Below are 19932 nucleotides of genomic sequence, written 5' to 3' on the forward strand. Positions count from 1 at the left end.
GGGCGGGAGTGGCTGCTAGCGCACGAAGCGCCTCGTGTTGCGAAACGCCACCGCGCTGACGGCGAGTGTGGCCAAGCATGCGGCGCTTACGCCACCGACGGCGGCGGTGTACCAATCGTCTACATGGGACTCAGTAGCCCAGTACAACGCGACCGCGATGAGGAACGTGGCAAATGCGGTAATGAGACCGCGCCCCGCGCCGAAGGAGGCGTAGACCAAGCCGAGCGCAACCCCCACGATGGCAGCAACGAAGAAGAACGCGATGTGGAGCAGCACCGTCCACGCCATTGACGAGGTGTCTTGCCCGGCATTCGCCATGATGTAGGGGGCGCCGTTAGTGTCCACCCAGGGCACGTCTGCGCCGTTGGTGAAGAGGAACAGGTCATAGGCTTGGTAGTACGGGCTCTTGAACTGGTTGTAGATCGAGGATGCCGCGGTGGGGACGCCCAGCGCCACTGCCGCCACGATGGATGTGAGTGTGGCTGAGTTCATCCACGTAGTAAAGCTTGCGCCGAGCTGGTTCAACGCACTCCACTGCGCACCTGCCAGGATGAACAGGACGGTCAGTGCGAAGCCTCCGAAGACGGTCCAGAGGGAGCCATCGCCCTGGTAGAAACGGCCCAGCGGGACTAGGACCAGCAAAACGGCCAGTGTTGCCAGGTAGGACAGTGGTTTGAAGGGGCTGAGGAAGAGTTTCATCGTTCGGGCCTTTCCGTCGCGAGGAGGTCAATGAGTTCGGCATCGTCCGGGTACTCGATGGGCAAGTGGACATCGGCCTCGCCGATAGGTTCGGCGAACGTCGCGCGTGTCGTGGGGCCGAGACTCGCTGTCTCGGCGACGGGGAAGCGGGCGATAAGGTCTTTGATCTCGGCGGTGGGGCCGGTGACCGTTGGAAAGCACAGGCGGGCGTCGTCGAGTGGGACTGGGCGCGAAACCACCCGATCAAAGACCTGGATGACATGGGTGGCTAGGCCGGCGAAGTCCTCGGGGCGATGTGATGCCATCACCACACTGCGCTGTGGGTTCTCCGCGATGTAATCGATCAGGCGCTGGCGGATCTGTTTGCGGGTGGTGGTGTCGATGCCGTCAAAAGGCTCGTCGAGAAGCAGTAGGTCCTTGCCTATGGCCAGGGCAATCTCGATGGTGAGGAGGCGGCGTTGCCCAACGGAGAGGTCTCTGATGCGGGCGTTGGGGAAGTCAAGATCCACGTGCGGGTAGATCGCTGCGACTGCACGCAGCTGATCATCCACGGTTGTGCCCGCAAACTTTGCGTCCGCACCAGCCGGCACCAACGCAGTGTGCGGGCCCATGAGCGTGTGCAGGTAGTGGGTTTTGCCGGCGGCGTTCGGGCCGACCAGCGCGTAAAAACCGGGATTCATCGGGTGCGCTCCTTTTCAATCATTGCGGTCAGCTCCTCGGTGGTGATGCCGAGTTGGTTGGCCTCATGGACAAACGGTTGGACAAAATCGCGGGCAAATGCTTCACGACGCGTACGTAACACCTGCTCACGCGCACTCTCCAGGACGAACATGCCAAGCCCGCGGCGTTTCTCCAGGAGGCCCTCGTTGAACAGCTCGGTGAGCGCCTTGGCGGAGGTGGTGGGGTTGACGGAGTAATAAGCGGACAACTCGTTAGTGGACGGCACCCGGTCGCCGGGGGCGAGGGTGCCAGCGCCGATGAGATCACGTAACTCATCTGCAATTTGTTGGTATATGGGTTTACCACTCATGTGGGTAACCATAAAACAGGAAATCCCGGCGCGTCAACCCCCAATTTTTGACGCGCCGGGTGAATCCGGTTAGGGCATGAAAGCTACTCGTCAGCGACGACGGTCAGAGGTCGAATGATGCGACGCGACGCATTTCGTCTGTCACCTTGATGTTGCCTCTTCCTTCACGGTCCCGTTTGAGGATCAGCTTCGCGATGGCGATTCGAACGCTAGGGGTCGAGTTTCCTCGACCTTTTGCTCGAGTCTCGGACGGTCACTCACGGTCATCGCTACTCCTTTCGCTGGTTTCATCGTAGCGGGCGAACCCGCTCATAAGAACCGCGTCGATAAGCACATTCTGATCGGGTGTAAGAAATGGGAGGTCCTCGATAGCCGCGAGGACATTTGTACCGGTAAGGACGGCAGTCTCATTGCCGGACGTGCTTAACTCAACAGCCCATCATTAGACACGCCCGCACCGCCGCCGGTTCCCTCCTCACCCCGGCCCACTACTATGAACCCCATGCAACGCGTGCTTTCCGGAATCCAGCCCACCGCCGACTCCTACCACCTGGGTAACTACCTCGGGGCGCTGAAGCAGTGGATCGACCTGCAGGACGGTTACGACGCCTTCTACTTCATCCCGGACCTGCATGCCATCACCGTGGACCAGGATCCCGAGGAGCTGCGCCACCGCACCCTCGCCGGCTGCGCCCAGCTGATCGCGCTCGGCATCGATCCGGACCGTTCTACTCTGTTTGTGCAGTCGCACGTGCCCGAGCACGCCGAGCTGACCTGGGTCCTGCAGTGCCTGACCGGCTTCGGCGAGGCGAGCCGCATGACGCAGTTCAAGGACAAGTCCGCCAAGCAGGGCCAGGACCGCACCTCCGTGGGCCTGTTCACCTACCCGGTGCTCATGGCCGCGGACATCCTCCTGTACTCCCCGCAGCTTGTGCCGGTGGGCGAGGACCAGCGCCAGCACCTGGAGCTGACCCGCAACCTCGCGGAGCGCTTCAACTCCCGCTACGGCAAGACCTTCACCGTGCCGGAGGGCATGATCGTTGAGGGCGCGGCGAAGGTCTACGACCTGCAGGATCCCACCTCGAAGATGTCCAAGTCGGGCGCGAATCCGAAGGGCATTGTGAACCTGCTGGACGCGCCAAAGACGTCCGCAAAGCGCATCCGCTCTGCCGTCACCGACAACGACGGCGTGATCGCCTACGACAAGGAGAACAAGCCGGGCGTATCTAACCTGCTGGTCATCCAGTCGGCGCTGACCGGCAAGCCTATCGACGACATCGTCGCCGGCTACGAGGGCCAGGGCTACGGCGCGCTCAAGGTCGACACCGCAGAAGCACTCGAAGCGTTCACCACGCCGCTTCGCGCCCGCTACGACGAGCTGATGTCCGACCGCGGCGAGCTCGAAGCCATCCTGGCCCGCGGTGCCGAACGCGCCCGCGAGGTCGCAGCCCCGCTGCTGGCGGACGTGTACGACAAGGTCGGCTTCCTCGCACCGAAGCGCTAGGGGCTCGCGGCGGAGCCGGGGTCCGCTTCCTGCGTAGCCTCAGCGCTTCGCTCGTGCGGCCCGTAGGCCGTTCAAGATGACGATGACTTCAGCGACCTCGTGAACCAACACGACCGCAGCCAGGCCCAGCACGCCGCTGATCGCAAGCGGCATCAACACGATGATGATGGCCAGAGACAGCACGATGTTTTGGTTGATGATCCTGCTGCCTCGGCGGGCGTGCTGCAGCGCTTGCGGGATCAGTCGGAGGTCGTGGCCGGTGAAGGCGACGTCAGCGGAATCGATCGCGGCGTCAGAGCCGGTCGCTCCCATCGCTATGCCCACCGTCGCGCCCGCCAGTGCCGGCGCGTCGTTGATGCCGTCGCCGATCATCGCCGTCGGTGTCTTGGAGGAGAATTCGGCGACGATGCTTGCCTTGTCCTCCGGGCGCAGCTCGGCGCGCACGTCGTCGATTCCGGCGATTTCAGCCAGCGCCCGGGCGGTGCGAGTGTTGTCGCCGGTGAGCATGCTCACTTCCACATCGTTGGCGCGCAGGGTCTGCACGGCTTCGGGCACCTCGGGCCGCAGCTCGTCACGGACACCGATCGCTCCGGCGAGGGTGTCATCGACGGTGACCAGGACGCAGGTCTGGCCCTCGGACTCCATGCGCTCAACGTCTGCCTTTAGCGGACCGGCGTCGATCCACCGGGGGCTGCCCACCAGCACCCGTCGACCTTCGACGGTGCCGCCGATGCCATGCCCGGCTTCCTCGCTGATGTCCAGGGCGGCGGGCGCTTCGGGCCCCGCTACCGCGATCGCCGCGGCGAGGGGGTGCGTCGATTGCTGCTCGACTGCCGCCGCGAAAGCCAGCACCTGCGCCCGATCGAACCCGTCTGCCGGGACCACGCCGGTAACCTCGGGCTGGTTGCGGGTAAGGGTTCCGGTCTTGTCCACCGCCAGGTGACGGATACCGCCAAGCCGCTCAAACGCCGCGCCGGACTTGATGACCACGCCGAACTGGCTGGCCGCGCCGATCGCCGCTACGACCGTCAGCGGCACGGAAATTGCCAGTGCGCACGGTGACGCTGCGACCAGAACCACCAGCGCACGGGTGATCCATGTCTCGGGGTCGCCCAGTAGCGAGCCGATCACGCCGACCAACACCGCCAGGATCATCACCCCAGGCACTAGGGGTTGGGCAATTCGGTCGGCGATCCGGGCGCGGTCGCCCTTTTCCGCCTGCGCCTGCTCGACCAGGTCCACGAGTGTGGTCAGCGAGTTGTCCGTTCCAGCTGCGGTCGTCTCGACCTCCAGCACACCGGCGGAGTTGATCGCTCCCGCGGGCACCTCGTCGCCGGGCGCAACCTCCTCCGGAATGGATTCTCCGGTGATCGCTGAGGTGTCAAGGCTGGAGCGCCCAGACCGAATGATGCCGTCCGTGGCCACCCGCTCTCCGGGGCGCACGAGCATCAGTTCGCCAGCCACGAGGTCCTTCGCAGCGACCTCGGCCGCCGTGCCGTCGCGCAGCACCGTCGCGGTCTGCGGTACCAACTTCAACAGTGCCCGCAGTCCGCCCTGTGCCCGGTCCATAGCCTTGTCTTCCAGCGCCTCGGCGATCGAGTACAGGAACGCTAGCGCCGCGGCCTCTCCGACGTAACCGAGGATTACCGCGCCGACCGCGCTGATCGTCATCAGCAAGCCAATGCCGAGCTTGCGCTTCGTGACAAGGTTCCGGATCGCGCCGGGCGCGAACGTATACGCCCCTAGCAGCAGGCCGGCCCAGAACAGTACTGTCGCGGGTGTCTCTAGCCCGGACCAGCCCAGCGCCAGGCCTAGGCAGAGGGCTACGCCGGAGAAGATCGGCAGTAGCAACTCGGGGTCCTTCCACCATGGCCGATCGAGCTCTTCGATCTCCGTGGCGGGTTCGTGTTCGCATCCACACGCCGAGCTCATGCGTCCGCTCCCTTCTCGCCGCAGCCGGGCACCGAGCACTCAGGGTCGATGCACGGGGCGTTTTCGTCGACAGCCAACGTCGCGTTCACCAGCGCGTTGAGCGCTGCCGCGAGGTGTGGATCGGCGATTTCGTAGCGTGTCTTTCGGCCCTCCGGCTCGGCGACGACGATGCCGCAGTCACGCAGGCAGGTCAGGTGGTTCGAGACGTTCGAGCGGGTCAGGTCCAGGTCGCGCGAAAGCACGGCCGGGTAGCTCGGGCCGTCGAGTAGGGTCATCAGGATTCTCGAGCGCGTCGGATCCGCCATGGCCCGGCCGAGCCGGTTCATGACGTCGAGGCGCGAAGCAATAGTCAGCATGAACTGAACTATACAGTATGAGCTGAACTATACAACATTGACTGAACTGACGTGGTGCTCGAAGAGTCTGCCGTCCCGCCCCCGCCCCGCCATCGCACGGCCTCCTCTACGATGTGTTTGGTAAATGACACATATTTGAAGGGACGTCGATGGCTACCTCGACCGCGCCGCGCAAGGCGTACACCGACGAACACGGCATTGAGCGCGCCTCGAAGCAGCAGAAGGGCGGCTTTGAGGAAAAGGTGGAGAAGAAGTCTCCCGCCGCTGGCCACCTGCTGCGGATGAATGACCGCTTCGGCACCGAAGGCGGCAACCAGCTAGCCGCTGGCATCACCTATTTCTCCGTGCTGGCGCTGTTTCCGTTGTTGATGTTGGTCTTCGCGGGCCTCGGTTTCTTCCTCAACGCCCGTCCAGATCTAATGGACGACATTCAAAACCAGATCACCCAGTCCCTGGACGGGGATTTGGGAGACATGGTCAACCAGCTGGTTGAGACCGCGATCGACCAGCGCGGCGCGGTTGCCGGCATCGGCCTGCTTACCACCCTGTGGTCCGGCTTGAACTGGATGAACCACCTGCGCGTGGGCGTGTCCGCCATGTGGAAGGTGGATGCGAACGAGGGCGGCAACTTTGTTACCAAGAAGCTCGCGGACCTGCTGGGCCTGATCGTGCTGATCGTCCTATTCATCGTCGCCGCAGTAGTGACTGCCCTGGGAGTGTCCAGCTGGACCAGCACCCTGATGGAGCGCCTCGGCATCGGCGACTTCCCAGGCGCGCGCCTTGTGGTGTGGGTTGTCGGTTTCCTCGTCAGCGTTTTGGCCAGCTTCCTGGTCATGCTGTGGGTGAACATGTACATGCCGCGCACGAAAGTCCCGGCCAAGTCTGGCTTGCAGGGGGCGCTGCTCGGCGCAGTTATCTTCGCCATCCTGCAGCAGTTTGCCGGCCTGGTCATTTCCTCGGCCACCGGCAACCCGGCGGGTGCGATCTTCGGCCCGATCATTACCCTGATGGTCCTGCTGTACCTGATCTGGCGCGTGGTGCTTTACGTCGCGGCGTGGACTGCCACCACCGAGGAGTCGCTCGCGTTGGCCCCGGCTGAGGTGCCGGAGCCGGCTGTGATCAACGTCCGCGCGGGCGCGGTCCGCGGCGGGGAGGAGTCCAAGCCGTCCGGCAAGGCGCTGGGGGTTGGCGCGGCGCTGGGCGCTATCGGCGTCGGCGTGGTTTCTCTCCTGTCCCGAGACTAAACGCGGTGGCCAGCGCGGCGAGCGCGAGTACGGCCACCACAATCAAGTAGGACCACCAGCGGTTCCAAGCCGTCTCCTCCCCAGCGCGTTCAGGCGCGGGGGTGGGGGCGGCCGTTGTGGTTTCTGGGGTGACGGTGGTCTTCTCAGCGAGAGGCTCAAGCTTTGCGACGGAGCTTCGCACCCCATACGCCTCGTGCAAGAGCATCTGCGCCTGCTCCCAGGGGCGGTGGTCGTATGCCGCGGTGTCCAGCACAACCGCGACGAGGCGGCGGCCTTCGTGGTTCACAGCGCCGACGAACGTGTGGTTCGCGTCGTCGGTGTAGCCGGTCTTGCCGCCGATGCCGTCCGGGTCGTTGAGGTAGAGCTGGTTGTCGTTCCACAGCTCGAACGGCGGCAGGTCGTCGAAGCCGGGGAAGGTGGTGTGCTCCGTGTCGACGATGCGGGCGAAGGTGGGGTCCGCGAAGGCCGCGGTGTAGGCCAGGCCCATGTCCCAGGCGGAGGTGGACATCCCTGCGCCGTCCAAGCCGGAGTAGGAGGTGGCGCGGGTATCGGCCATGCCGAGCTTCTTGGCCAGCGCGTTGACCTTGCCGAGTGCGAGCTCGTCTCCGCCGAGGGCTTGGGCGAGCGCGTGGGCGCAGTCGTTGCCCGAGGACAACAGCAGGCCGGTGAGCAGGTCTTCGACGGTGTAGTCGCCGCCTTCGCCGATGCCGGCGGCGGAGCCTTCCTGGCCGGCGGATTCGGCGGAGACTTCGACCTTCTGGTCTAGCGGCAGCTCGTCGATGACGGTCAGTGCCAACAGCACCTTGATGATTGAGGCCGGCCGGTAGCGACCGTGCGGGTCCTTCATTGCCACCACGTCGCCGGAATCTAAGTCGGCGACCAGCCAGGCGGAGGCGACTACGCCGTCGGGGGTGGTGTAGCCGTCGGCGGCGGTCACGCCGCAGGGGCCGTCGAAAAGCACCGGCAGCGGGTCAGGGGAGGCGGCGGCGCGCTCGGAGGTGGACACCGGCTCCGGCGGCCAAGTGGCCTGTGGGCAGTTGTCGGTGTCGGGCGCGCGGCCCCGGCTGGGCGGGACCCAGTTGCCGCCCTCGTCGTAGTAGCCGACGGTCGGGCCGGCCGGGGAGGTGGTTTCGGTCGGGGTTTCCGCGTCTTGGGCGTGAGCTGTCGTCGACAAGCAAAAGCTCAATGCTGTCGCCGCTGCGAGCACACGCTTCATCTAGGACTCCTTTTGGTCGTAGCGGGCCGCGAGCCGCTCGATGAGCTCGTCGGTCAAAGCCTCGTCGGAGAGAATAATATCCAGCATGTCCGCGTTCATCGCCTCCGTCTCGGCCGGGTCCGGTTCCTCGGCGTCTTCCTCGTAGGAATCGCCGGCCAGGTCCACGCCGATGCTGTCGAAGAGGCCCTCGTCTTCCGCAACCTCCGGCTCCGGCGCGACACCGACCGCCTCCGCCAGAACTTCCGCGTCGATGGCGGGGAACTGGGTGGTGAACTCGGTGAGGAAATCGTCCGCGTCGCTGACCGCCTCCGCCGGGCGCTTGCCCTTGCGGATCTCCGCCTCGATGCGGCGCTGCAGCGCCTTTTCCATCTGCCGGTGGCGCCACGAGCGCACCCGCGTCGGCTCCAACTCGCGGGCCACGGCGCGCGACTTGTTCTCCGCCTTCTTAGCTAGGTGCGCGACCTGCGTGGCCGTCATGTTCACTGTGGTGTTCACCGGCGCGAACTCGGAGTCTGTGGAAACGCGCCAGTTGCCCCAGTAGCCGGCGAGGAACAGTGCGAAGCTGACCACGGGGCCGATGACCATGCCGAGCGCCGGGTAGCCGGTGGCGTTGCCCACTAGCATGATCACCGCGCACGCCACCGCAGGGATGACGGTGGGCTGGTTACCGCCGAACACGCTGGGCTCGCGGCCGGTGACCACATCGCGGATCATGCCGCCGCCGGTGGCGGTGAACACGCCCATCATGATGGTGGGCAGCACCGGCAGGCCGTATTGGATGGCCTTGGATGCGCCGGTGGCGGCCCACAGTGAGGACACCAGCGCGTCGCCGTGGGACTGCAGCAGCTCCCAGGCTTTGCCCTTGAAGTAGGTGAACCGGGCGATCAGGGCACCGGTGAACGCCAAGATGAGGTACTCCGGCTGGCTCATCGCGGCGACGGTGCCCTGGTTGATCAGCACGTCGCGCAGCATGCCGCCGCCTAAGGAGGAGAGCATGGCGATGAAGAAGAAGCCCACGATGTCGTAGCCGAGCTGGCGGGCGAGCGTGCCGCCGATGATGCCCATCAGCAGCACGCCGGAGATGTCCATCCAGTGATAGATGGAGCTGATGAGCGGGTCGACCTGGTCCACTGACATGAGTGAATTGTAAAGGTCGCACGTTTGCCCGGCATGTCGACATGCCGTGGGCGCACGGCGAAACGGTTTAGAACTTGGAGAAACGCTTGATCAGCTGGTTTTCCATCTCGGTCCAGGCCTCCGCCTTATCGGTAAACGGTGCCGACGGCACGTAGCCTGCGGCGCGGGTGGAGCCGAGCATGTACGCCAGGTAATCCTGCATGCGTGGGTTGGCCAAAAGCAGGGAGTTCAGCGAGTCGTCCTGCGCCCAGTCCGCGGCGTCCGCGAGCAGCTCGTAAGCCTTGGACATCTGTGCGGTGTCCACGGCGTCGGGGCCCTTGTTGATGTCGGCGGCGATGCCGTTGAAGGAGTAGGAGTTGTCCGGGTGGACCTCCACCTTCAGCTCGCCAGCGTTGGCGGTGTCGATGAGGTCCTGCCAGGTGGACACGCCCGCCAGGTCGTGGTCGTCGTGCTCCAGGATCCAGCGGCCCAGGTGCTTGGTGGAGGGGAAGGTGATGATCTCGCCGTATTTGCCCAAAAACACCGGGGCACCGCGCAGGTAGGTGCGCAGCGTGTACACGCTCTGGCCCTGGATGGAGATCTTCACCGGGTCGATGCCGGCGCGGCCCCACGGGGAGGAGTCGTACGGGTCTTCCGCGGCGGCGCGCGCCTCTTCGTCCGCGCGTGCCTGCTCAGCGGCCGCGGCGCGGGCCTCGGTGGCGGCGGCGATGGCGGTGCCTGCGGCTGCGACGCGCTCGGCGTCGAGCTGATGCGTATCGACGACACGCACAGACTCATCCAACGACTTGACCACATTTTCCCAGTTCGCCAACACAACACGGCCGACGCCGGACCACTCGGACAGGCCGTTTTCGCCCGCGTAGTGGTCGGAGCCGCGGCTGACGTTGCCCAGGATGGAGTGGGAGGCGAAGAAGATCTGCGCCTGCTCGGCGGAGGCCACGTCCGCAAGCGAGCGGGAGATCTGGAACACCCGCGACAGGCGCGAGACGTTTTCGTGGCTCGGGCGGCCGGCCAAAAACTCAGGCGCGCCGATGATGTCGAAGTACTGCTTGTCGTTCGGCACCACGCGGTCGTCGCCCTGGGCCTGGAACTGCTGCCACTTCGGGTGGTCCGCTAGGTCGTGGGCGTTGGTCGTTTCCAGGTAGGCCAGGAGTTCCTCGGGGGAGTGGAAGGCCAGCACGGCTTGGTCGTCGCCGAGGAACGCCTGCCACTCGGCGCCCTTTTCCTTCCAGGTGGGTGCCCACAGGGTGTAGAAGTCGCCCTCGGTCAGGGAGATCTTGACGGGGAGAATCGCGCGCGTAGTCATGCGGGAAACTTTAGCCGGTCGGCCTCCAGAATCCGCGGAAGGTCATGCCCAGATTCTCTGTGCGCACCGGGTTCATCTGCACGGGGCTGCCCGCCTCGATCATCATCCCGTCTCCCGCGTACATGGCGGCGTGGCCGGACCACAACACCAGATCCCCCGGCTGCAGCTCCTCATACGACACTTGCCTGCCCACGGTCTGGTCGGCGGCGACGCGCGGGATCTCCAGCCCCGCCTGCCCGTATGCCCAGGAGGTCAGCCCGGAGCAGTCGAAGCCGCCCGGTGCGGCCCCGCCCCACACGTAGGGTGTGCCGATCTGGCTTTTCGCGGCTTCGACGGCGGCGGCGCCGACAGCGGATCCCTCCTCGTGCGCCGGAGCAGGCTCCGGCGGCGGGGCAGCCGCCGCGGCAGGTTCCGGTGGCGGTGGCGGGGCGACGGCGGAGGCCGGTTTCACCGCCGGTGGCGCGGGCTCAGGCGTCGATGATGCAGCAGGTGCAACCAGAGAGGCCAGGCGTTGCAGCTCCCCGTGGGCCTTCTCGGTCGCCGGGCCGGCGCCTGGCATGACGCGGTCCAACGCGGCGGAGGTGGCGGAGGTAAGCGTGTCCGCGATGGTCCGCAGATCCTTTTCCAAAGCGTTGAGCACCTGCGTGGCCTCGTTGATTGCATCGGCGATGATCCCGGCCACGTAGGCGGCGGCACCGAACAGGCCTGCTGGCGAGGTGGCGATCGCCGGCGCCGCCGTCGCCTTGTTGATGAGCGCTCCGGCGATGGTGACCAGATCAAATGCCGCGGTGCCGATCAGCACACCGCCGCGCAGCACCCCGTCGCTGATTGTTGCGCGGTAGTCCGCAAGATCCGCCGCGGCGCCAACGCGTGATGCCCCGGACGTGTTGGCCACCGCGGCCAGCGGGTCGAAGTCCTTGAAATCCGGCATGCTGAAACCCGGCAGGGTGGGCAGGTCGAAGGGCAGAAGTCTCGCCAGCATGCTGGCGGTGCCGTGCACGTCCAGGCTGACGTTGAGCGTGTGGTTGCCCGTGACATCCGGCGGGCCGGCGATGCGGTTGAGCAGGTCGATTGCGCTGCCGAATTCGGTCTTCAGGGAGCTCATAGCGCGGCTCCCAGCTTCCGGCAGGTGCAGGTGTCTACGGCCGCGGCGGCATCCACCGCAAGGTCCATCACCTCTGCGATGCGGTGGGCCTCGGCGCGCAGCGCTTCAGCGTCCGTGTTCGCTTTGGCGATGGACTCGGTCACCGCGGCACTGAATTCGCCGAGGGGCCAGGTGTGGGGCACGGAGACGTCGTTAAGCAATTGCAATCGTGCTGCGTCGTCGCGCAGCGAATCGGTCATGGCGGATACGGCGGCGGAGTCAATGTGAAATACAGTCATGGCCATTGGACGCTGAAAACACCGCCCCGGTTCCCTCGAGGGGGAAAATATTTTCGCGGCCCGCCGAGTGAACTAGCATGGCCGGCATGGATATCACGGTTGTCAACCACCCCCTAGCCGCGTCCCGCCTGACCATCATGCGCGACAAACGCTCCAACAATGCGGCCTTCCGCGCGGCGCTGGCGGACCTGGGCGCGATGCTCATCTATGAAGCGGCGCGTGACCTTGAGGTGGAGGAGTTCGACACCGAAACCCCCGTCGCAACCGCCCGCGGCGCGCGCCTGGCCACCCCGCCGATTATCGTGCCGATCATCCGCGCGGGCCTGGGCATGGTGGACCCGTCGCTGTCCATGATCCCGGACGCGCAGGTGGGCTTTATCGGGCTGGCCCGCGACGAAAAGACGCACGAGCCGGTGCCCTACCTGGAGGCGCTGCCGCAAGACCTGTCCGGCCAGCCCGTGTTCCTGGTGGATCCGATGTTGGCCACCGGCGGGTCGCTGATTCACGCCATCGACCTGCTGGTGGAGCGCGGCGCGGACAACATCACCTGTATCTGCATGGTCTCGGCCCAGCCGGGCGTGGACAAACTCGAGGCCCACGGCGGCCCGGTGCGCCTGGTCACCGCCACCATTGACCCGGCGCTCAACGAGGACGCCTATATCGTCCCCGGCCTGGGCGATGCTGGCGACCGCCTCTACGGCCCGCGCAATATCGAGCTTTAAGCTTGTCGACGTCCCACCGGTAGCGCGCCCGCACATTGCGCGCTACATTGCGTGGCATAGCTAGTTGACCGCTTTAGGGGAGCGCCGACAAACGGGGGAAAGACTATGGGGGAAGTACTGCCGCAATCGCACTGGGCGAGCTACGCACTCGGGCTGGGGGAGCGCGTGCGCGCTATCCGGCTCATGCGGGGGCTGAGCCAAACGCGCCTCGCGGAGCTGGCGGGCGTGTCGCGCTCGCTGATTTCGAACTTGGAGCGCAACGACTACAACTCCAAAGTGGCCGACCCCACCTTGAGTACCTGCTACCGGCTGGCTTCAGCGCTGCAGGTGCCGCCGGCGGCGCTTCTGCCCGGCGCGGCGGAAAACGTCGAGGGCCGTTTCCCAATGACGGATTCGCAAGCACCTGCACCCATCAGGTTTCAGTGGCCGCGCAGCGCGCAGGACACCGCAAGGTTCCACGACACGTACCTGCGCCGCGGCGCCCCGCAGGACACACCTGCGTTCTAACGGTCCGCGTCAACCACCACCGCACCGCTTTGTCTACTTTGTGGGAGGTGCGCGTACACTCATGTCAGCAAAAACTGATAACCGAAGCTGGATAGAGGGAGCGCACGTGGAAAACGCCGGAATCGCCGCCGCGGTGGACCGCTGGTTCACTGACAATCAGGAGCGCGTGATTGGCTGGCGCCGCCACATCCACTCCCACCCGGAGTTGTCCAACGAGGAAGTCGCCACCACCGACTTTCTCGTGGAAACACTGGAAAGTTACGGCCTGCATCCGGTGCGTTTCCCGGGCACTGGCCTGTACGTGGACTTGGGGCCCGCGGAAGGCAAGCGCCTGGCGTTTCGCGCGGACATCGATGCGCTTCGCGTGCCGGAACAGACGGGCTTGAGCTTCGCGTCCTCCAATCCGGGCGTGTCCCACTCCTGCGGCCACGACATCCACACCACCGTCGCCTTGGCGCTCGCCTGCGCGCTGTCCACGGTGGAGTTGGAGCACCCGGTGCGCATCATCTTTCAGCCCGCTGAGGAAGTTATGGGCGGCGGCGCCCTGGACGTGATTAGGTGGGGCGCGCTCGAGGGCGTCGGGGCTATCTACGCCGTGCACGCCGAGCCGCACATCAAGGTCGGCGAGATCGGTGTGCGCGCCGGCGCGATCACCTCGGCGTCCGACGTGATCCGCATCGAGGTTCATGGCCCCGGCGGGCACACCTCGCGCCCGCAGCTGACAGCGGACGTGGTCTACGCCATGGGCGCGCTGATCACGCAGCTGCCCGGCCTGCTGTCGCGCCGGGTGGACCCGCGCACCGGCACTGTGCTCGTGTTCGGGCATGCTGAGGCGGGCGATGCCGCCAACGCGATCCCGAAGCGCGGCCTGCTCGAGGGCACGCTGCGCACCGCGGACATCACCACCTGGCGCCAGAACGAGGACCTGCTCACGGACTTAATTGACCTCATCGTCGCGCCCACTGGCTGCACCTACCACTTGGACTACATCCGCGGGGTGCCGCCGGTGCTGAACGACGACGCCGCGACCGCGCTGGCCGTCGAAGCCGCCCGCGCGGTGGACCCCCAGTCGGTGGTATCCGCCCCGCAGTCCAGCGGCGGCGAGGATTTCTCCTGGTACCTCGAGCATGTGCCGGGCGCGATGATGCGCCTCGGCGCCTGGAGTGGGGAGGGCGAGTACCAGGACCTGCACCAGGGCAACCTGAACGTGGACGAGCGCGCCATCGGGGTTGGCGTGCGGTTGTTCGGCTCCATCGTGGAGGAGTACTTCCGTCCGGGCGAAGAATAAAAGTTCTCTGGGTAGACTGGCACGCAGTTTGGTTCCCTGTCACCCAACCAATGAGGAGTGCTGTTTTGTCCAAGAAGATTGTCATCATCGGTGGAGGCCCGGGCGGCTACGAGGCTGCGCTGATGGCGTCCAAGTACGGTGCGGACATCACCATTGTCGAGGACAGCGGCGCTGGCGGCTCGGCGATCCGGAAGGACGTCGTGCCGTCGAAAAGCTTCATTGCGGGCGCGAACATCAAAAACGACCTGCGCCGCGCGGACGACATGGGACTTAGCCATGCGCTGGGCGATTCGAAGCTGTCTCTGCTGGCGCTCAATGAGCGTGTGACGTCGCTCGCCGGCAAGCAGTCGGACGACATCCGTGCGCAGCTGGAGCAGGGCGGCGTGCGCTTTATCGAGGGCCGCGCGCGGTTTGCGGACGAGCAGAAGGGCCACACCACCCACAACATCGAGGTCGAGACTTCCGACGGCTCGACGGAGACGCTGACCTGCAACATGGTGCTCGTGAGCGTCGGTGCGAGCCCGCGCGTGCTCAAGGGCGCGGAGCCGGACGGCGAGCGCATCCTGAACTGGCGCCAGATGTACGACCTGAAGGACCTGCCGACGCACCTGATCGTGGTCGGCTCCGGCGTCACCGGCGCGGAGTTCGTCTCCGCATTCGCCGAGCTGGGGGTGAAGGTGACCATGGTGGCCTCGCGCGACCGCATCCTGCCTCACGACGACGCCGACGCCGCCGACGTGCTCGAGGACGTGCTGGCGGACCGCGGCGTGCAGCTGGAAAAGGACGCCCGCGTGGAGCGCGTGGAAAACACCGGCGAAGGCGTGGTCGTGCACACCACCGACGGCCGCGCCATCGAGGGCTCGCACGTGATGATGTCCATCGGCTCCATCCCGAACACCGCCGACCTCAACCTGGAGGCCGCCGGCGTGGAGGTCACCCCGTCCGGCCACATCCACGTAGACCGCGTTTCCCGCACCAACGTGGCGGGCATTTACGCCGCCGGCGACTGCACGGACCTGATGCCGCTGGCGTCCGTGGCCGCCCAGCAGGGCCGCATCGCCGTGGACCACGCACTCGGCGAGGGCGTCACCCCGATCCGTCTGAAGACCGTGGGCAACGCGGTGTTCACCCGCCCCGAGATCGCCGCGGTGGGCGTGACGGAGCAGCAGATCCGCGACGGCGAGGTTGACGCCGACATCTACAAGCTGCCGCTGGCGACCAACCCGCGCGCGAAGATGCGCTCGCTGCAGTACGGCTTTGTCAAGATCTTCGCCCGCAAGGGCTCGGGCCAGGTGCTCGGCGGCGTGATCGTTGCACCGACCGCGTCCGAGCTGATCCTGTCGCTGACCATCGCGGTGGCCAACAACCTCACCGTGCGCCAGCTCGCCGGCTCCATGGCGGTCTACCCGTCGCTGTCGGGCTCCATCACGGAGGCCGCGCGCCGCCTGGTCACCAACACCGACCTGGACTAGTTGTCCTGAACTAGTACTCCGGAAACGCCCGCTGCGGACACTTCGTGCGCGGGCAGGTGGCGCACCCGGGCCCGATCGGGGTGGCGGACGCCGGATCCACGTCGAGGCCGTCGGCGTAGACCAGCTCGTGCGCGTGCATCGCGTCGCAACCCAGCGCCACCGCATGCTCGCGCCGCGGTGAGCCGAACCCGACCGCTGGCCCCTGCACCATCCGCGCCACCCAGAGTTGCGTGCGCCCGTCCGGGGTTGTGGAGACCTGCCTGGATTTCCCGTCGGGCCCGGCGTACTACATCCTCGGCTTCGACATCGAGTTCTTCACCCCGCTGTTCGTGATGTCGCGCATCACCGGCTGGACTGCGCACATCATCGAGCAGTTCGAGAACAACTCGCTGATCCGTCCGCTGTCCGCCTACAACGGGCCGGAGCGTTAAATCGCACTACCCCCGAAACGCGGGCTGTCGCTTGTCGACGGCCCGCGTTTTTCCACCCCCACATTGTCCCCCAAAGTGCCCCGAAAATGATGTGATCTGTATTAAACTTGTGCTATCCCTATGACCGCAAAAACTTCCTTTGTGAAAGGCAACCGATGAACCCGGATAATCTCCCGCTTCACGACCTGCCCACCTTCAACAAGATCCTGGTGGCCAACCGTGGCGAAATTGCCGTGCGTGCCTTCCGTGCAGCGTTTGAGACCGGCGCGAAGACCGTCGCCGTCTACCCCCGCGAGGACCGCAACTCCTTCCACCGCCCGTTCGCGGACGAGGCTGTCCAGATTGGCGAGCCGGGTCAGCCGGTGAAGGCGTACCTGGACATCGACGAGATCATCCGCGCCGCGAAGCAAACCGGCGCGGACGCGATTTACCCGGGCTACGGGTTCCTTTCCGAGCGCGCCGACCTGGCGCGCGCGTGCCGCGACAACGGCATTAAGTTCATCGGCCCCAGCCCGGAAACTCTGGACCTGACCGGTGATAAGTCCGCCGCCGTCCAGGCCGCGGAGCGCGCCGGCCTGCCGGTGCTGAAGGACTCCGAGCCGTCCGACGACCCGAAGCAGCTGGCTGAATACGCCAAGGACTTCGAGTTCCCCGTCTTCGTCAAGGCAGTCGCAGGCGGCGGCGGCCGTGGTATGCGCTTTATTGAGCGACCGGAGGACGTCGAGAAGCTTGCTGCCGAAGCCTCCCGTGAAGCGGAGGCCGCGTTCGGCGACCCGAACGTCTACATCGAGCGCGCCGTGATCCGCCCGCAGCACATCGAGGTGCAGATCATGGCCGACTCCCACGGCAACGTCGTGCACCTGTTTGAGCGCGACTGTTCCGTGCAGCGCCGCCACCAGAAGGTCGTGGAGATCGCTCCGGCGCAGCACATCACCGAAGAGCAGCGCCAGCGCATCTGCCAGGACGCGGTGAACTTCTGCAAGGAGATCAACTACGAAGGCGCCGGCACCGTCGAGTTCCTCGTGGACGAGGCGGGCAACCACGTGTTCATTGAGATGAACCCGCGCGTGCAGGTCGAGCACACCGTGACGGAGGAAGTCACCGGCATCGACATCGTGAAAAACCAGATGTACATCGCCGCTGGCGCGCAGCTGGAGCAGATCCACCTCACCCAGGACCTCATCGAGGTCAACGGCGCCGCCCTGCAGTGCCGCATCACCACCGAGGACCCGGCCAACGGCTTCCGCCCGGACTCCGGCGTGGTCACCGGCTACGCGTCCCCGGGTGGCGCGGGTGTGCGTCTCGACGGCAACGTGGCCGTCGGCACCACCATCACCCCGAACTTCGACTCGCTGCTGGTGAAGATGACCTGCCGCGGCCGCAACTTCCAGGTGGCGGTGGACCGCGCGCTGCGCGCCCTGAACGAGTTCACCATCAACGGCCTGTCCACCAATATCGGCTTCCTGCGTGCCCTGCTGTCCGAGCCGGAGTTCCGTAACGAGCGCATCAACACCGGCTTCATCGCGGACCACCCGAACCTGCTCGAGGCTCCGGCCGCCGCCGACGACGCCGGCAAGATCCTCAACTACCTGGCGTCGGTGACGGTGAACCAGCCCAACGGCCCGCGCCCGACCAACATCCGTCCGTCGAAGAAGCTGCCGGAGGCAAACTACGGCGACCTGCCGCGCGGCTCCCGCGACGAGCTGCTCGAGCTCGGCCCGAAAAAGTGGGCGGAGAAGCTGCGCAACCAGACCGAGCTGGGTGTCACCGAGACCACCTTCCGCGACGCGCACCAGTCGCTTCTGGCCACCCGCATCCGCACCAACACCCTGGTCGCGGCGGCGAAGCACGTCGGCCACCTCACCCCGCAGCTGACCTCCGTCGAGGCCTGGGGCGGCGCCACCTACGACGTGGGCATGCGCTTTTTGCACGAGTCGCCCTGGATGCGCCTGGACGAGCTGCGCGAGGCAATGCCGAACGTGAACATCCAGATGCTGCTGCGCGGCCGCAACACCGTGGGCTACACCCCGTACCCGGACTCCGTGACCAAGGCATTCGTGCGTGAGGCAGCCACCTCCGGCATCGACATCTTCCGCATCTTCGACGCGCTCAACGACGTCTCCCAGATGCGCCCCGCCATCGACGCCGTGCTGGAGACCAACACCACCGTCGCCGAGGTGGCCATGGCCTACTCCGGTAACCTGATGGACCCGGCGGAAGACCTGTACACGCTGGACTACTACCTCAACCTCGCCGAGGAGATCGTCGAGGCGGGCGCCCACGTCCTGGCCATCAAGGACATGGCGGGCTTGATGCGCCCGGCAGCCGCCGCCAAGCTGGTCACCGCGCTGCGCGAGCGCTTCGACCTGCCGGTGCACGTGCACACCCACGACACCGCGGGCGGACAGCTGGCCACCTACCTGGCGGCCGCGAATGCCGGCGCCGACGTGGTCGACGTGGCGTCTGCGCCGCTGGCGGGCACCACCTCCCAGCCGTCCATGTCCGCCCTCGTCGCCGCATTCGCGCAGACGGAGCGCGACACCGGCATTGACCTGCAGGCCGTCTTTGACATGGAGCCCTACTGGGAGGCCGTGCGCCAGGTCTACGCCCCGTTCGAGTCCGGCATCCCGGGCCCGACCGGCCGCGTGTACAAGCACGAGATCCCGGGCGGCCAGCTGTCCAACCTGCGCACGCAGGCCAAGGCGCTGGGCCTGGAGGACCGCTTCGAGCTCATCGAGGACTACTACGCCGGCGTCAACGAGATCCTCGGCCGCCCGACCAAGGTCACCCCGTCCTCCAAGGTCGTCGGCGACCTGGCGCTGCAGCTGGTGGGCCAGGGTGTCAGCCCGCAGGAGTTCGCGGAGAACCCGCGCAAGTACGACATCCCGGAATCTGTCATCGGCTTCCTGCAGGGCGAGCTGGGCACGCCTCCTGGCGGCTGGCCGCTGCTGCGCGACCAGGCGCTTAAGAACCGCTCCGAGGTCGACCACACTGTCAAGGTGCCGGAGGAACTGGCCGTGGACCTTGACTCCGAGGACCACGACACCCGCCGCGCCGCCCTGGACAAGCTGCTCTTCCCGAAGCAGTACGCGGAGTACCAGGAGCACCTGCGCACCTACGGCATCACTGACCAGCTCGGCGATAAGACGTTCTTCTACGGCCTCGAAGAGGGCGAGGAGACCATGATCTGGTACGGCGAGATCGACGAGAACCGCCCGCCGCTGGTGGTCAGCCTCGACGCCGTGGGTGAGCCGGACGAGAAGGGCATGCGCCAGGTCATCCTGACTGTCAACGGCCAGGTTCGCCCGATCACCGTGCGCGACGAGTCAGCTGAGTCCACCGTGGCCGAAGTGGAGAAGGCCGATTCCTCGAACCCGGGCCACGTGGCAGCCCCGTTCGCCGGTGCCGTCACCGTCACCGTCAAGGAGGGCGACGAGGTCAAAGCCGGCGACCCAGTGGCTTCGATCGAGGCGATGAAGATGGAGGCTGCGATCTCCGCCACGAAGGACGGCACGATCGAGCGCGTCGCGTTCACCCAGCCGACCAAGGTGGAAGGCGGCGACCTGGTGGTGGTTATCGCCTAAGCGGGGAGCGTTGTCAGCACCGCGCGGACCGTTGAGCGGCCGCGCGGTGTTTGCTTTGCGGTCCGGGTTTTACGGATCTGCTAGTTGCCCGACCAAGGCTGCGTGGGGGAACTAGCAGATC

18 protein-coding genes and 1 pseudogene are annotated in these 19932 nt (G+C 66.1%); 8 read left to right on the top strand and 11 right to left on the bottom strand.

Going from position 1 to position 19932, the window contains the following annotated elements; translation table 11 throughout:
- Window positions 1–15: 15 nt before the first annotated feature.
- From CAFEL_RS02275 to CAFEL_RS02285, 3 genes are read right to left on the bottom strand one after another with little or no spacing between them, the layout of a single operon-like run.
- On the bottom strand, window positions 16–699 hold the full coding sequence (locus CAFEL_RS02275; RefSeq protein WP_194560818.1) for a hypothetical protein: 684 nt from the start codon (window positions 697–699) through the stop codon (window positions 16–18).
- Window positions 696–1379, bottom strand: coding sequence for an ATP-binding cassette domain-containing protein (locus tag CAFEL_RS02280; protein ID WP_194560819.1), 684 nt, complete (start codon window positions 1377–1379; stop codon window positions 696–698). Before CAFEL_RS02280 ends, CAFEL_RS02275 begins: the two co-directional genes overlap by 4 nt.
- Window positions 1376–1729 carry a GntR family transcriptional regulator gene (locus tag CAFEL_RS02285; RefSeq protein ID WP_194560820.1) on the bottom strand — a complete coding sequence of 118 codons (354 nt, stop codon included), beginning with the start codon at window positions 1727–1729 and terminating at the stop codon, window positions 1376–1378. The genes CAFEL_RS02280 and CAFEL_RS02285 overlap by 4 nt, the downstream gene beginning before the upstream one ends.
- A 493-nt stretch (window positions 1730–2222) precedes the next feature.
- Between CAFEL_RS02285 and trpS the strand changes: the two genes are divergently transcribed.
- The gene (trpS, locus tag CAFEL_RS02290) at window positions 2223–3233 is read left to right on the top strand and encodes a tryptophan--tRNA ligase (protein WP_194560821.1); all 1011 of its coding nucleotides are present in this window, start codon (window positions 2223–2225) and stop codon (window positions 3231–3233) included.
- Window positions 3234–3272: 39 nt separating this feature from the next.
- Here trpS and CAFEL_RS02295 read toward each other — a convergent pair whose 3' ends face one another.
- Both CAFEL_RS02295 and cmtR read right to left on the bottom strand, forming a co-directional pair.
- Window positions 3273–5165, bottom strand: a complete 1893-nt coding sequence (locus CAFEL_RS02295; RefSeq protein ID WP_194560822.1) for a heavy metal translocating P-type ATPase — start codon at window positions 5163–5165, stop codon at window positions 3273–3275.
- On the bottom strand, window positions 5162–5521 hold the full coding sequence (gene cmtR / locus CAFEL_RS02300) for a Cd(II)/Pb(II)-sensing metalloregulatory transcriptional regulator CmtR (protein ID WP_034662574.1): 360 nt from the start codon (window positions 5519–5521) through the stop codon (window positions 5162–5164). The genes CAFEL_RS02295 and cmtR overlap by 4 nt, the downstream gene beginning before the upstream one ends.
- 149 nt (window positions 5522–5670) lie before the next feature.
- On the opposite strand from cmtR, the gene CAFEL_RS02305 reads away from it, so the two are divergent.
- Window positions 5671–6765 carry a YhjD/YihY/BrkB family envelope integrity protein gene (locus CAFEL_RS02305; protein WP_194560823.1) on the top strand — a complete coding sequence of 365 codons (1095 nt, stop codon included), beginning with the start codon at window positions 5671–5673 and terminating at the stop codon, window positions 6763–6765.
- On the opposite strand, the gene CAFEL_RS02310 is transcribed toward CAFEL_RS02305, so the two are convergent.
- From CAFEL_RS02310 to CAFEL_RS02330, 5 genes are all read right to left on the bottom strand, one after another.
- Window positions 6725–7981 (bottom strand): D-alanyl-D-alanine carboxypeptidase family protein, encoded by a 1257-nt coding sequence (locus CAFEL_RS02310; RefSeq protein WP_194560824.1) that lies wholly within the window; start codon window positions 7979–7981, stop codon window positions 6725–6727. The genes CAFEL_RS02305 and CAFEL_RS02310 overlap by 41 nt on opposite strands.
- Complete coding sequence (locus tag CAFEL_RS02315) at window positions 7982–9118, bottom strand: trimeric intracellular cation channel family protein (protein ID WP_194560825.1); 1137 nt, start codon at window positions 9116–9118, stop codon at window positions 7982–7984.
- A 67-nt stretch (window positions 9119–9185) separates the two neighbouring features.
- Window positions 9186–10424: a SatS C-terminal domain-containing protein gene (locus tag CAFEL_RS02320; protein ID WP_194560826.1), complete on the bottom strand. Its 1239-nt coding sequence runs from the start codon at window positions 10422–10424 to the stop codon at window positions 9186–9188.
- Window positions 10425–10434: 10 nt separating this feature from the next.
- Window positions 10435–11529, bottom strand: a complete 1095-nt coding sequence (locus CAFEL_RS02325) for a C40 family peptidase (RefSeq protein WP_228496490.1) — start codon at window positions 11527–11529, stop codon at window positions 10435–10437.
- Window positions 11526–11807: a hypothetical protein gene (locus CAFEL_RS02330; protein ID WP_194560827.1), complete on the bottom strand. Its 282-nt coding sequence runs from the start codon at window positions 11805–11807 to the stop codon at window positions 11526–11528. The genes CAFEL_RS02325 and CAFEL_RS02330 overlap by 4 nt, the downstream gene beginning before the upstream one ends.
- 86 nt (window positions 11808–11893) lie before the next feature.
- Between CAFEL_RS02330 and upp the strand changes: the two genes are divergently transcribed.
- From upp to CAFEL_RS02350, 4 genes are all read left to right on the top strand, one after another.
- Window positions 11894–12529 (top strand): uracil phosphoribosyltransferase, encoded by a 636-nt coding sequence (gene upp / locus CAFEL_RS02335; RefSeq protein ID WP_194560828.1) that lies wholly within the window; start codon window positions 11894–11896, stop codon window positions 12527–12529.
- A 105-nt stretch (window positions 12530–12634) separates the two neighbouring features.
- Entirely contained in the window at window positions 12635–13036 is a 402-nt protein-coding gene (locus CAFEL_RS02340; protein ID WP_194560829.1) for a helix-turn-helix domain-containing protein, read from the top strand.
- A gap of 61 nt (window positions 13037–13097) precedes the next feature.
- Window positions 13098–14324, top strand: a complete 1227-nt coding sequence (locus CAFEL_RS02345) for an amidohydrolase (protein ID WP_194560830.1) — start codon at window positions 13098–13100, stop codon at window positions 14322–14324.
- 65 nt (window positions 14325–14389) lie between these two features.
- Window positions 14390–15796, top strand: coding sequence for an NAD(P)H-quinone dehydrogenase (locus CAFEL_RS02350; RefSeq protein ID WP_394354804.1), 1407 nt, complete (start codon window positions 14390–14392; stop codon window positions 15794–15796).
- A gap of 10 nt (window positions 15797–15806) precedes the next feature.
- Here CAFEL_RS02350 and CAFEL_RS02355 read toward each other — a convergent pair whose 3' ends face one another.
- The gene (locus CAFEL_RS02355) at window positions 15807–16016 is read right to left on the bottom strand and encodes a short-chain fatty acyl-CoA regulator family protein (protein ID WP_290172145.1); all 210 of its coding nucleotides are present in this window, start codon (window positions 16014–16016) and stop codon (window positions 15807–15809) included.
- Window positions 16017–16056: 40 nt separating this feature from the next.
- Here CAFEL_RS02355 and CAFEL_RS02360 point away from each other — a divergent pair.
- Together CAFEL_RS02360 and CAFEL_RS02365 are read left to right on the top strand one after the other, a co-directional pair.
- Window positions 16057–16227: pseudogene (locus CAFEL_RS02360) on the top strand (citrate/2-methylcitrate synthase); the annotation flags it as partial.
- Window positions 16228–16382: 155 nt separating this feature from the next.
- Complete coding sequence (locus CAFEL_RS02365; RefSeq protein WP_194560832.1) at window positions 16383–19811, top strand: pyruvate carboxylase; 3429 nt, start codon at window positions 16383–16385, stop codon at window positions 19809–19811.
- The last annotated feature ends 121 nt before the right edge of the window (window positions 19812–19932 follow it).

It is taken from the genome of Corynebacterium afermentans subsp. lipophilum (assembly GCF_030408375.1).
Taxonomy (GTDB): Bacteria; Actinomycetota; Actinomycetes; order Mycobacteriales; family Mycobacteriaceae; genus Corynebacterium; species Corynebacterium lipophilum.

Excerpts from the sequence above, each read along its gene's own strand:
- CAFEL_RS02275 (WP_194560818.1), bottom strand. The coding sequence starts at position 699 with ATGAAACTCTTCCTCAGCCCCTTCAAACCACTGTCCTACCTGGCAACA.
- CAFEL_RS02280 (WP_194560819.1), bottom strand. The coding sequence starts at position 1,379 with ATGAATCCCGGTTTTTACGCGCTGGTCGGCCCGAACGCCGCCGGCAAA.
- CAFEL_RS02285 (WP_194560820.1), bottom strand. The coding sequence starts at position 1,729 with ATGAGTGGTAAACCCATATACCAACAAATTGCAGATGAGTTACGTGAT.
- trpS (WP_194560821.1), top strand. The coding sequence starts at position 2,223 with ATGAACCCCATGCAACGCGTGCTTTCCGGAATCCAGCCCACCGCCGAC.
- CAFEL_RS02295 (WP_194560822.1), bottom strand. The coding sequence starts at position 5,165 with ATGAGCTCGGCGTGTGGATGCGAACACGAACCCGCCACGGAGATCGAA.
- cmtR (WP_034662574.1), bottom strand. The coding sequence starts at position 5,521 with ATGCTGACTATTGCTTCGCGCCTCGACGTCATGAACCGGCTCGGCCGG.
- CAFEL_RS02305 (WP_194560823.1), top strand. The coding sequence starts at position 5,671 with ATGGCTACCTCGACCGCGCCGCGCAAGGCGTACACCGACGAACACGGC.
- CAFEL_RS02310 (WP_194560824.1), bottom strand. The coding sequence starts at position 7,981 with ATGAAGCGTGTGCTCGCAGCGGCGACAGCATTGAGCTTTTGCTTGTCG.
- CAFEL_RS02315 (WP_194560825.1), bottom strand. The coding sequence starts at position 9,118 with ATGTCAGTGGACCAGGTCGACCCGCTCATCAGCTCCATCTATCACTGG.
- CAFEL_RS02320 (WP_194560826.1), bottom strand. The coding sequence starts at position 10,424 with ATGACTACGCGCGCGATTCTCCCCGTCAAGATCTCCCTGACCGAGGGC.
- CAFEL_RS02325 (WP_228496490.1), bottom strand. The coding sequence starts at position 11,529 with ATGAGCTCCCTGAAGACCGAATTCGGCAGCGCAATCGACCTGCTCAAC.
- CAFEL_RS02330 (WP_194560827.1), bottom strand. The coding sequence starts at position 11,807 with ATGACTGTATTTCACATTGACTCCGCCGCCGTATCCGCCATGACCGAT.
- upp (WP_194560828.1), top strand. The coding sequence starts at position 11,894 with ATGGATATCACGGTTGTCAACCACCCCCTAGCCGCGTCCCGCCTGACC.
- CAFEL_RS02340 (WP_194560829.1), top strand. The coding sequence starts at position 12,635 with ATGGGGGAAGTACTGCCGCAATCGCACTGGGCGAGCTACGCACTCGGG.
- CAFEL_RS02345 (WP_194560830.1), top strand. The coding sequence starts at position 13,098 with ATGTCAGCAAAAACTGATAACCGAAGCTGGATAGAGGGAGCGCACGTG.
- CAFEL_RS02365 (WP_194560832.1), top strand. The coding sequence starts at position 16,383 with ATGAACCCGGATAATCTCCCGCTTCACGACCTGCCCACCTTCAACAAG.